An 11,951-nucleotide genomic window follows, 5' to 3' on the forward strand; every position below is an offset into this window, starting at 1 on the left:
ACAGCCACATAAAAATCCCCGGAAACTGCGAGAATCAATGCCTGTTTTCTTAATTTTGCAACGTGAAAAATCTGGTGTTCATAATCTGTTTTACAATACTCATCAAGCCGATTGTCCCGGTTTTTGAATATGTGATTAATTATGATTACATCAGCACGAAACTTTGCGTCAACAAAGCCAAACCCGAGATGCATTGCAACGGAAAATGTTATCTGATGAAAAAACTGGCAGCGGCAGCCGAAACAGAAAAGCCTGCTTCTTCGGATAAAAAACACACCCCAGTTATTGAAACTTCCGATTTGTTTTTTTCAGCGCTTGCAAATTATGATGTCCTTTTCATCGCAAATCCCTTCAAGGCTTCATTGAACGCAGGCTATAGCGATCTTTACCACAATCCCATCCACTTTTCAGTGTTTCACCCACCCATCATCACCGCTTAAATTTTATTGGCAACCCGTTTGCACCCGCCATCACTTGATTTGAATCATTTGATGACTGCGGTATGCTTTTACTTATTAAAAATTTAAGAATCCTATAAACGATGAAAAATATACTAAAATACGGCCTCGCCTTATTGGCGATCACATGTTCTATGACTTCCTGCAACGATGACGCTGACGCTCCTGTGGTTTCAGGGACAGGTAATTTGGGCGTTGAATTCGACAACGCGTTCGGAGGCAACGACCTGATCCTGAATACGCAGTCAAACAGCACCTCCGAGGGAGAGCTGTTGCACATCAACAGTGTACGTTACATTGTAAGCAATGTTGTCCTGACCAAAGAAGATGGCACTACGTTTACTTACCCTAAAAGCCAAAGCTATTTTATCGTCAGCGAAGCTGATGAAAACAGCCATGTACTCGAACTCACTGACATTCCTGCGGGTGACTACGTAAAGATTAAATTTGGTATTGGTGTTGACCAGGAGCAATTCAACCTTGGAGCATCAGGACAGGGCGACTTCCTCGCGCAGGCACAGGCCGCCGATATGCTGTGGAGCTGGTCCGCTGGATATAAGTTTTTAGCGTTCGAAGGAACGTTTACTTCGGCATCTGTCACCACTGAAACGCCGTTCATGGTTCACACGGGGCAAACCGGCACCGACTATAATTATACAGAAGTCACGCTGGACCTTCCCTCAAAAGCACTGGTCAGGACCACAATCACACCAGAGATTCACGTCATCGCCGATGTTTCAAAAATTATTGATGGAACCCATAAAGTCAAGTTGTCTGACAACAACGATATGGGAATGGGCGCGATGATCATGGGCGGTGCAAACCTGCCATTAATCACCGCAAATCTAAACAACATGTTTACGGTAGCACACGTCCACAACGACTAAACATTATAGAGCAGCTGTCCCGAAATAAAAACGGGACAGTGGCTTTATAAATAAGACATACCATGAAAATAAAATATTTTCTTTGGCTTTTGCTGCCGTTGATACTGGCATGTTCTAATCAGGAGGACGATAGCGAATACGTTAACGTACCAATCGACGTAGCAGTGCCTTCCAATTTTCCTGCGATGGCGTATGATATTGCACTGAACCCACCGACGCAGAAAGGTTTTGAATTGGGAAAAAAGCTGTTTTATGACGGGCGGCTTTCGTCTGACGGCCTCGTGTCCTGTGCCTTTTGCCATGTACAGGAATATGCATTTACCCACCACGGGCATACCGTCAGCCATGGCGTTGACAACCAGTCAGGTACACGGAATGCACCATCCATCCAAAACCTCGCCTACCAAAAGGCATTCATGTGGGACGGTGCAACGACACACCTGGATCTACAACCGGTGATTCCTTTAACCAGCCCGATTGAAATGAATGGCGACCTGAATCAGATTGTGGCCATGATGAATGGAGACGTCTCGTACAGGACGCTATACAAGCAGGCCTTTCGGGATGGTGCCATAAATTCAGAAAACATGTTGAAAGCATTGGCACAGTTCATGGTCGCAATAACTTCGTCGAATTCGAAATTTGACAAGTACAGGCGAAATGAACCCGGCGGCACCCTGACGCCGCAAGAACTCGCTGGATACTCGCTGTTTACCGCGAAATGTTCGGCTTGCCATGCCACAGACCTAATGACTGACGATTCCTTCAGGAACAACGGCCTGGCCATTAATCCGTTGGTCAATGATGTGGGAAGGTACCGGGTGACGCTACAACCCGCAGACCTATACAAATTTAAAGTACCCAGTTTAAGGAATGTGGAGAAATCCGCACCATACATGCACGACGGCAGGTTTGGGACACTGGAAACGGTACTTAATCACTATGCGTCCGGGGTAACCGATTCGGCGACCCTCGACCCAGTTTTGAAACAAGGCGGGGCCATCGGGATTCCGTTAACTGCAAATGAGAAACAACAACTCATTGCCTTTTTAAAAACATTAACCGATAACCAGTTCCTCACAGATACGCGGTTTTCAGAATTTTAAAAAATATGAAATATAAAATACATGCATTACTGCTGATACTTTTGATTAGTACTCCGGGATTGGCATTCCCTTTGAAAGATTCACTTGCGAAAAGAGACTCCGTGGCGTATTCCCGATTTTATCCAATGGAACTCAAGCGACTGAATTTCGGCTCAGCCAAAGGAAAATGTGATGCCTGCGGATGCTCTGCAAGTGGCGGCAGCATGGGTTTCAGCTCGATGTTGAACAACAATTTTGTGGGTGTGCGTTATTTCTACCAAAACTACTCCAGCCGTGACGGTATTTTTGCGAATTCGCCCTGGGTAGACGAGCATTTCAATACGATCCAAATCTGGTCACGCGCTCCGATCACCAAAAGGATCCAGGTATCTGCGTTGATTCCTTACCACTTTCACAACCGCGCGCTTTCCACCGGAACAGAAAATATTGAAGGATTGGGCGACATCACGGTCATGGCAATGTATGCCATAATCCAGACGATGAAACACAGCGTTACCTATTCCCACAAACTCCAGCTTGGCGGTGGCGTAAAAGCGCCTACTGGAAAATACAGCAGTGCCAACAATCTGGGAAGTGTAAACCCCAGTTTCCAGGTCGGTACCGGAAGCTGGGACTACCTTATTGTTGCGGAGTACGTCATCAAGCGAAAACAGCTCGGGCTGAATTCAATGGTAAACTATTCCGTTAAAACGGAGAATCAAAAAAATTACCAGTTCGGTAACCAGCTCAATTACGGGAGCATGTTATTTTACCTCCTGAACCGTGGAAAGGTCAGGATTGCGCCACAGGCAGGGATCGCTGGCGAACGGTATGAAGGAAACACGCAATACGGCCAGGCGCTGGCAAACACATCGGGTGACGTCATTTTCGGTAAATATGGCATTGAAGTAGGAAGTAACAAGCTTTCGATAGGTCTGAACCTGATGCAGCCGATCCACCAAAACCTCACCGGTGGGAATGTCAAGGCAAATTATAGATGGGGCGTAAACCTCAATTATTCATTATAGCCAAAGTAAACAGCAAATACAATCTTTCTTATGATTGTTGAAGTTGCCTGTCGGCTGCACTAAAAAAGCCTGCGATCATCCGAAGGCTTTGTGTTTTTTAACCATGGGAAACTTTTAATTGCCAATTTCGAAGACCTACACGAAAAACTATGCTAACGATTTTGTGCTTCATTGTGTTTGAAGCATTAAAAACTATCTTTACGTCCTCTGAAAACCTCCTTTTTAATGATGACTGACGACGGAATAAATAACACCACAGCAATAACCCCGGAAGAAATAGCGAAATGTATTGCACTGCTGACACAGTTGAACTCCGATACCGACCAGATCTTTGACATTCCAAAAGACCAGCGCACTGCACTTATCAAAGCGGCAGGACAATTCTCAAGGCCTGACCGAGAGGAGCTTGCCAGAAGAAAAAAGGATGGGAAGTCGGCACTGAAACGGAAAATGGAAAAAAAGGACAAGACCGCACGTAAAGTGACTGGAATCAGGACAGCGCGTGAAGCTGCGGTTTTTGTGGCTCCGAAGTTATTGGCCGCCGCCGATCTTTCACACAAGGAACAACCAGAACTGGAAACTCCGCGAAACTGTTACGTGTGCAAAACACCGTTTACGAAGCTACACCACTTTTACGATACGATGTGCACAGATTGCGGGGACTTTAATTATGCCAAACGTTTCCAAACCGCCGATGTCAACGGACAGGTTGCGGTGGTTACGGGTTCGCGCCTCAAAATCGGATACCATATCACGCTGATGCTGTTGCGCGGCGGTGCGACGGTCATTGCCACGACGCGCTTTCCGGTGGATTCGGCGTTGCGGTTTGCAAGAGAGGAGGATTTTCCCATTTGGGGAGACCGGCTGAAGATCCATGGCCTGGATTTGCGACATATCCCCAGCGTAGAGATTTTCTGCAATTTCATTGAACAAAAATATGGCCGACTCGACATACTGATCAACAATGCTGCGCAGACAGTGCGCCGTCCGGCAGGGTTTTACGCGCACTTGATGCAAAATGAAGATAGGCCAATAAAATCGTTAACACAAAATGTGCAGGATTTATTGGCCGACCACGCAGGTTGCCTGGAAGAGCTCGCCGTATTGACAGTCGGCGCGGGCAACCAACAAAACATGCCCGTCACCTGGCATGGACCGGAACCAGGCATCGGGCTGCGTGCTTCAGCAAGGTTGTCTCAGATCCCCTACTCTTTTGACCAGGGCCTGGTGGCTAAAGAAGTATTTCCGGAAGGGCAGCTGGATGCGGATCTGCAACAGGTTGATTTGCGGAAGACGAACAGCTGGCGACTGAAACTTGGACAGGTTGAAACTACTGAAATGATTGAAGTGCAATTGGTGAATTCCGTAGCGCCATTCGTGCTGTGCAACAGGCTGTCCGAAGTGATGAAGAAAGACCATACCGGGAAGAAACACATTATCAATGTATCGGCGATGGAAGGAAAATTCTATTACGGCTATAAGGACGACCGGCATCCTCATACGAATATGGCTAAGGCGGCACTGAACATGCTCACGCATACGGCAGCGGGTACGTTAGCGAAAGATGGCATTTTCATGAACGCTGTGGATACAGGCTGGGTTACGGACGAAGACCCGGCAGAACTGGCAAAAAGGAAGCAGGAAGAAGAAGATTTCCAACCGCCGCTGGACATTGTGGACGGTGCAGCACGGGTTATGGATCCTTTATTTGATGGGATCAATACAGGAAAACACTGGTCTGGAAAGTTTTTGAAAGATTACAGGCCGATATCGTGGTAATGTTTCCTCTTACAACACTTAATTTCTGCTAAAGATTTCAACCGAATGATTTCCTTGCGGTGGTTTTTGTTAACTTCACGAAAAATTAAAACGCAACCTGCTGACCATGGAAATAGAAAAGCATTACATCAACAGAAGCGGCTGGCTTCGGGCGGCAGTACTCGGTGCCAATGACGGCATCCTATCCACCACCAGTCTCGCTATCGGCGTTGCTGCCGCCAGTACCACAAGGGAACCCATTATCCTGGCCACTTTGGCCGGTGTCGTTGCTGGTGCGCTGTCGATGGCTGCGGGAGAATACGTTTCTGTGAGCTCACAATCCGATATTGAAACCGCAGATTTACTTCGGGAACAGGATGAACTCGAAAACTTCCCTGAAAGTGAACTTCAGGAGTTGGCGATGATTTACGAGAAACGGGGGTTGGACAAAACACTGGCGATTGCTGTCGCGAAACAGCTGACAGCGCATAATGCACTCGAAGCGCATGCCCGCGATGAGCTGGGAATCAATGAAATCACCCAGGCGAAGCCGTTTCAGGCAGCTATTGCTTCCGGGATCTCGTTTATCGCCGGCGGACTTTTGCCGCTCCTCCTATCCTTATTCGCCCCGATGAAGCAAATGATTGTGCTCCAGTACGGGTTTTCGATCTTATTTCTTGCGGTTTCGGGTACGTTTGCCGCGAAGGCAGGCGGATCGCTCGTATTCAGGTCAGTGATGCGCATCTGCATTTGGGGAACCTTTGCGATGGCAATGTCTGCTCTGGTAGGATACCTTTTTGAAGTGAGGGTAAGTTAGCGCCGTAAAACAATACCTTTAAAACCGCTGTCTGCTTAAACATTGTTTCGAACTGGATGTGCATTTTCCGGATACATTTTTTGGGAATGGTATTTAAAAAGCTAATTTTGGAAACCAATTACCCAAACATGAAAACGATTTTACTTTCTGTTTCTACCTTACTTTTTACAGTGCTGTCGGTTTCGGCCCAGCAGAAGACTTATGTGAACAACAAGGGAGAACTTACCGGAGATATGGTCTCAGAACAGTACCAAATGGAAACGCGATTACCCGATTCCATACACAAGATCAAGCGCTTGTATAAAACTGATGGTGATGTGCTGATCAGTGAAGTTTCGCTGCTATCGGAAACACGGGTTCCTGATGGGAAGACACAATTGTTCAATCCGGACGGCAGTGTCGAGTGGTTTATCCATTATCGCGATGGAACGCGCCACGGCGAGTCTAAAACATTTTGGCCGGGTGGTCGTTTGAAACGCGAGGAAACGTTTTCCAATGGACAGCTTGTGGTGGGCAAAAGCTACGATGAATCCGGAAATGAAGTAGCTTTCTTTCCTCGGGAGAAAATGCCGGAGTATCCTGGCGGTATCAAAGAAGCTTATGCTTTTGTAGCCCATAATTTTCACGTAAAAGGTACCGCAACCGGTTCCATCATTGTTACGTTTGTAGTGGAAAAAGATGGAACTGTGACTGAGGTGACCGTGAAAAAAGGCGTAAGCCGACGGCTCGATAAAGAAGCCATCAGGGTGGTGGAAAGTATGCCGAAATGGAGTCCGGGGATGCAGGAAGGCAAACCAGTACGCGCCATATTTTCGCTCCCGATCAAAATTGCAGACGAATAAACCAAATCCAATAAACATAAAATGAATACCTTACAAAAAACCGTCCTTTTACTCTTGTTTACCGTTACGGCCTTTGGCCAGAATCTGAAGGTAATGACTTACAACCTGCGGTTTGATAATCCCGCCGACGGTGAAAACCGCTGGGAACTGCGAAAAGAATTCCTGTGCAGGCAAATCCAGTTTTACGGACCGGATTTCTTCGGTACACAGGAAGGAAAGATGCACCAGTTAAAGTATATTGACAGCATTATGACACACTATAGTTATATCGGACGGGGACGCGACGATTCAGCGAACCAGGGAGAATTCAGTGCTATTTTTTACAACGCTCTAAAGTTTAAGGTGTTGAAACAATCCACGTTCTGGCTGTCTGAAACACCGGAGAAAGTCTCGAAAGGATGGGATGCGATGTTTGAGCGCATCTGCACTTATGGCTTATTTGAGAACATCAGGACCAAGCAGCGTTTTTATGTTTTCAACACCCACTTTGACCACGTGGGCGAAGTCGCCAGGTCCAAAAGTGCGAAAATGATCATTTCGAAAATAAACGCCATTAATACGGAAAATGTTCCGGTAATCCTCACAGGAGATTTCAATAGCGAGATTAAGAGTACTGCTTACAACTTCCTGTCTTCGTGGATGAACGATTCCAAAGTCATTAGTGAAGAACTCCCATTTGGGCCAACGGGTACGTTCAATAACTTTGAATTCAACAAACCCGTCACCCTGCTGATTGATTATATTTTTACCAGTAAGGATGATATTGCGGTCAACAAGTACGCGGTGCTCAGCGATTCAAAGGACTGCAAATACCCGTCTGACCACCTTCCCGTGTACATCGAACTCACTTTGAAAAAGTAATGCAGGTTTATGTTGCCCTGCTGCGGGGGATTAATGTTAGCGGGCAAAGGCTTATCAAGATGGAATTATTGCGAAAAGCGCTTGAGACTTTGGAATTTCAGCGTATACAAACATACATCCAAAGTGGGAATGTTATTTTCCAGAGTGGCCAAACAGATATACCAACACTGGAATCGAATATCGCTGCCTTAATTCAGGAACAATTCGGTTTTGATGTCACAGTCATCGTAATAACCCCTAAATCACTTGCATTTGTCGTAGCGAACAATCCGATTAATATGGCAATGATTGCCGATCCCGCACAACCCTATGTCGCGTTCCTGTCCGAGCAGCCCACAATTGAAAATATTACCCTGCTTGCAGGCATCGATTTTGGACATGATAAACTGGTGGTTGCGGAGAAATTCATTTACCTGACTTTTAAAAACGGCGCTGGGAAGACAAAACTTACAAATGCGGTTATCGAAAGCAGGCTTAAAGTGAAAGCCACTTCACGGAATTGGAAAACGATACACAAACTCGTTGAGATTGTTGAGGATAATGCTTATTATAGTCACCATTAGTTGAATAATTTGTTAAAATCATAAATCAGCGACTCAAATTTGGTAAAATGGCATTAAAAGGCTTTATTTGATTTTATTAAACAAATAAAGCCAATGAAAACTTTCAATGTCAATGAAATCAACGACCTCTTAAAAGGTGAGCTTGTGGGGCGTACTGACCTGCAGGTTACCGGTCCGGAACAACTTGAAGCCGCGTCTGTATCTGAAATCACGTTCATTGGCAGCAAAAAATACGAACGGTTGTGGGCGACTTCAAAAGCGTCTGTGGCCGTGGTCAATCAGGACATCTCCATTGAACCCGGTGAGAACAGGGCTTTTATCAAAGTGGGCAATGCCGATTTGGCGATGTCACAGGTATTGGAACTGTTTGCGCCACCCCTGCCCGACTTTGATGTCGATATCGATCCTAGTGCGGTGGTACATGCTTCGGTGACCATTGGAAAATCCACAAGGATTGGCGCGGGTTGCTACATCGGCAAGAATGTTTCCATTGGCGATTACACCACGATTTATCCAAACACGACTATTTTAGACGAATGTACAATTGGCAATCACACGACGATCTGGTCCGGTACGGTGATTCGGGAAAGATGCCAGATCGGACATCATACGATTATCCACCCAAACGCCACTATCGGCGCGGATGGATTTGGTTTCAGGCCCTGTGCTGAAAAAGGCCTGGTGAAGATTCCGCAGATTGGGAATGTCATTATAGGAAACGGTGTGGAGATAGGCGCCAATTCATGTGTCGACCGTGGCAAATTCAGCTCTACCATTGTTGGAGATGGCTGTAAGATTGATAACCTGGTGCAGATTGGGCACAATAGTAAATTGGGTAGGTTCTGCATTATGGCCGGAAACAGTGGCCTGGCAGGATCGGTAACTTTAGGCGATGGGGTTATTATTGGCGGCAGTGCTTCCATTAAGGACCACGTCACGATTGGAAATGGCGCGACGGTAGGAGCCGGATCAGGGGTTACCTGCGACATAGAAGCTGGCAAGGTAATGCTGGGGTATCCAGCTGTTGAGGCGCGCGACGCATTAAAACAGTGGGCTATATTGAAAAGGCTGGTTCGGGATTCTTCGAAATAGTAGCGACGTTACAGAGCGCGCATCATATAAATTAAAAAAGTCCCAATAATTTGGGACTTTTTTTTATGGTCAAACAGCAGAAGCTTTGCTACGCTGCTACTTTGAAACTTAAATAAAAACACTCAGCGCGTAATATACAATCGCTGCCAGTATCGCTGAAATCGGGATGGTTAAAATCCATGCCCACACGAGGCTTACGGTTACTCCCCACCGCACGGCAGAAATCCTTTTAGTCAATCCGACACCAATGATCGAACCTGTAATAGTGTGCGTCGTACTTACAGGGATTTTAAGGTGCTCTGTGAAATATAATGTCAATGCGCCGGCAGTTTCCGCTGCAACACCTTCAAACGAGGTCACTTTGGTAATTTTGGAACCCATTGTCTTTACAATTTTCCATCCACCACTCAATGTACCCGCTGCAATAGCAGTATAACAGGCTAACGGAATCCATTCAGGCATGCGTGCCCCATCGCCATTTTCATCGGGAAGGATCACATTGAGCCAGTCGGGCATCACTGTCGTTCCTGTGTTTGTATGTACATATACCGCAACTGCTGCTGCGATAATACCCATCACTTTCTGGGAATCATTTCCACCATGGCCAAGACTGAAGGCGGCGGAAGACAGTAATTGCACTTTCTTCAGCCAATACTCGGATTGGTTGTGGTTCAATCTGCTGAACAACAGGCAGAAAGTGCTTACGGAAAGTATAATGAATGCAATCAGGAACCACTTAATATTGTGCTGCTCAAGCGCCACACTCCAGAAATGTGAATCAAATCTCGGCTTTTCAATTTTGTCGTAATATTTAATCTGACTTTCTACAAACCAAACGGTTAGCGCCATCAGTCCGATGGTGAATAATTTTGGCAATGCCCTTTTCTTGTAGGAATGCAACAGCCATAGCGAAATTAAGTACGATACCAAGGCTCCAAGTAAAGGCGCCAATACGATAAATGCGATGATAATGAGTACCCCAGACGGTAATCCGCCGTCTTTTCCTTCCTTGTACCAGGAAACGACGCCAAAGCCAGCGTGAGCAATGGCAGCACCGGCAAAACCACCGATTAGCGTATGCGACGAGCTGGAAGGGATTCCCTGCCACCATGTAAATAAATTCCAGATAATTGCCGCAATGACGCCGGCGAGGATCACGGTGAGGTTGATTTCCATCGTGTGCGCCGTCTTCGCCACCGTATCAGCTACTCCAAATCCAAAAACCCAATAGGCCAGAAAATTAAAGAAAGCTGCCCAGATTACAGCCTGGAAAGGTGTAAGGACCTTTGTAGCCACAACCGTAGCAATTGCATTGGCGGCATCGTGGAAACCATTGATATAATCGAATATAAGGGCTAAAACGATAATGATGATTAATAACGTCATATTTTTCGGAGTGAGTCCTTATGAATGTTTTACAGCAATAGATTCCAATACATTGGATGCGCTTTTACATCTGTCTGCAGCAGACTCGAGCACGGAAAGTACCTCTTTGTATTTGATAATGTTTTTGGCATCATTCTCGTTTTCGAACAAATCGGCAACGGCTTTATCGTAAACCGTATCCGATTTATTTTCCAGCTTGTTGATGCGTGCGCAGGCGTCAGTAATCCTTTTAATTTTTTTAAGGTCTTTTAATTCCTTCACCGCGAGGTCAATATTTTGGCAGGCCTCGAGGTTGATCTCCGTCAGTTTACGGATTGATTTTGTAATTTTCTCGATGTGGTATAAACGCATCCTGCTTGACGCTCCGTAGATATTGCCCGAAATATTATCAATGGCCTTTGTCAGTGCGTAAATATCTTCCCTGTCAAAAGGAGTAATAAAGTTCTTACTCAATTCCAGGTTAATTTTGCGCGTGATCTCTTCTCCGGCCTGCTCCATTTCCTCAATTTTCAGGAAATGCTCATGCCTTTCTGATGGCTGCATGTTAACCACTTCATGCAGTGTGCTTGCCATTAGGATCATGTTAGCCGTTGCTTGCTCAAATAACGGAAAGAATTTTTTATCTTTCGGGACCAGGAACTGGAAGAAATTATTTACAGTCATAATGATGTTAAATTACGCCGCAAATGTATTCCTGTAATGTTAAGCTAATGTTAAGTCAATATTATGACTTTAACAGAATGTTAATTTGGATACCTTTTACTGATTACTTTCAGGAATCAAACGTTTTCGTAATTTAGCTTCCGCAAAATAATAACAAACTCATACAACACCGATGGATATCAACTTCAACAAAAATGAAGATCACAACAGGCTATTATTGTCTGAATTAAAGCAAAAACTTGCTAAGGTAAAACTGGGCGGCGGCGAAAAAAGGATTGCGAAACTTCACGCCGAAGGAAAAATGACGGCGCGGGAACGCATCGATTACCTGCTGGACGAGAAAGCTAAAAGCATTGAAATCGGTGCATTTACAGGTGACGGCATGTATGCTGAGCATGGAGGCTGCCCATCGGGTGGTGTGGTGGTCAAAATCGGCTACATTAAAGGAAAACAGTGTATTGTCGTAGCGAATGATGCGACAGTAAAAGCCGGGGCCTGGTTTCCGATTACC

The 11,951-nt window shown here is 45.7% G+C and carries 13 protein-coding genes; 11 read left to right on the top strand and 2 right to left on the bottom strand.

What is annotated here, in order from left to right; all coding sequences use genetic code 11:
• The first annotated feature begins 74 nt into the window (after positions 1-74).
• The 10 genes from CFE23_RS13115 to lpxD all read left to right on the top strand — a co-directional run bounded on the left by CFE23_RS13115 (position 75) and on the right by lpxD (position 9,391).
• Entirely contained in the window at positions 75-440 is a 366-nt protein-coding gene (locus CFE23_RS13115) for a hypothetical protein (RefSeq protein WP_291088748.1), read from the top strand.
• Positions 441-541: 101 nt separating this feature from the next.
• Positions 542-1,345: an MbnP family protein gene (locus tag CFE23_RS13120; protein ID WP_291088750.1), complete on the top strand. Its 804-nt coding sequence runs from the start codon at positions 542-544 to the stop codon at positions 1,343-1,345.
• A gap of 62 nt (positions 1,346-1,407) precedes the next feature.
• Complete coding sequence (locus CFE23_RS13125) at positions 1,408-2,451, top strand: cytochrome c peroxidase (protein ID WP_291088752.1); 1,044 nt, start codon at positions 1,408-1,410, stop codon at positions 2,449-2,451.
• Positions 2,452-2,456: 5 nt separating this feature from the next.
• Entirely contained in the window at positions 2,457-3,458 is a 1,002-nt protein-coding gene (locus CFE23_RS13130; protein ID WP_363331608.1) for a transporter, read from the top strand.
• A 228-nt stretch (positions 3,459-3,686) separates the two neighbouring features.
• On the top strand, positions 3,687-5,237 hold the full coding sequence (locus tag CFE23_RS13135; protein WP_291088771.1) for an SDR family oxidoreductase: 1,551 nt from the start codon (positions 3,687-3,689) through the stop codon (positions 5,235-5,237).
• A gap of 106 nt (positions 5,238-5,343) precedes the next feature.
• Positions 5,344-6,033: a VIT family protein gene (locus CFE23_RS13140; protein ID WP_291088754.1), complete on the top strand. Its 690-nt coding sequence runs from the start codon at positions 5,344-5,346 to the stop codon at positions 6,031-6,033.
• A 128-nt stretch (positions 6,034-6,161) separates the two neighbouring features.
• Positions 6,162-6,875, top strand: a complete 714-nt coding sequence (locus tag CFE23_RS13145; protein ID WP_291088756.1) for an energy transducer TonB — start codon at positions 6,162-6,164, stop codon at positions 6,873-6,875.
• Positions 6,876-6,896: 21 nt separating this feature from the next.
• Complete coding sequence (locus CFE23_RS13150; RefSeq protein ID WP_291088758.1) at positions 6,897-7,736, top strand: endonuclease/exonuclease/phosphatase family protein; 840 nt, start codon at positions 6,897-6,899, stop codon at positions 7,734-7,736.
• On the top strand, positions 7,736-8,299 hold the full coding sequence (locus CFE23_RS13155; RefSeq protein WP_291088760.1) for a DUF1697 domain-containing protein: 564 nt from the start codon (positions 7,736-7,738) through the stop codon (positions 8,297-8,299). The genes CFE23_RS13150 and CFE23_RS13155 overlap by 1 nt, the downstream gene beginning before the upstream one ends.
• Positions 8,300-8,392: 93 nt before the next feature.
• Positions 8,393-9,391, top strand: a complete 999-nt coding sequence (lpxD, locus tag CFE23_RS13160; protein ID WP_291088762.1) for a UDP-3-O-(3-hydroxymyristoyl)glucosamine N-acyltransferase — start codon at positions 8,393-8,395, stop codon at positions 9,389-9,391.
• 108 nt (positions 9,392-9,499) lie between these two features.
• Here lpxD and CFE23_RS13165 read toward each other — a convergent pair whose 3' ends face one another.
• Positions 9,500-10,777, bottom strand: a complete 1,278-nt coding sequence (locus CFE23_RS13165) for an inorganic phosphate transporter (RefSeq protein ID WP_291088764.1) — start codon at positions 10,775-10,777, stop codon at positions 9,500-9,502.
• Between the two features lie 18 nt (positions 10,778-10,795).
• On the bottom strand, positions 10,796-11,440 hold the full coding sequence (locus CFE23_RS13170) for a DUF47 family protein (protein ID WP_291088766.1): 645 nt from the start codon (positions 11,438-11,440) through the stop codon (positions 10,796-10,798).
• A gap of 172 nt (positions 11,441-11,612) precedes the next feature.
• Here CFE23_RS13170 and CFE23_RS13175 point away from each other — a divergent pair.
• A partial coding sequence (locus tag CFE23_RS13175) for a carboxyl transferase domain-containing protein (RefSeq protein WP_291088768.1) occupies positions 11,613-11,951 on the top strand: 339 nt, incomplete at its 3' end.

It is taken from the genome of Flavobacterium sp. BFFFF1, assembly GCF_002256285.1.
Taxonomy (GTDB): Bacteria; Bacteroidota; Bacteroidia; order Flavobacteriales; family Flavobacteriaceae; genus Flavobacterium.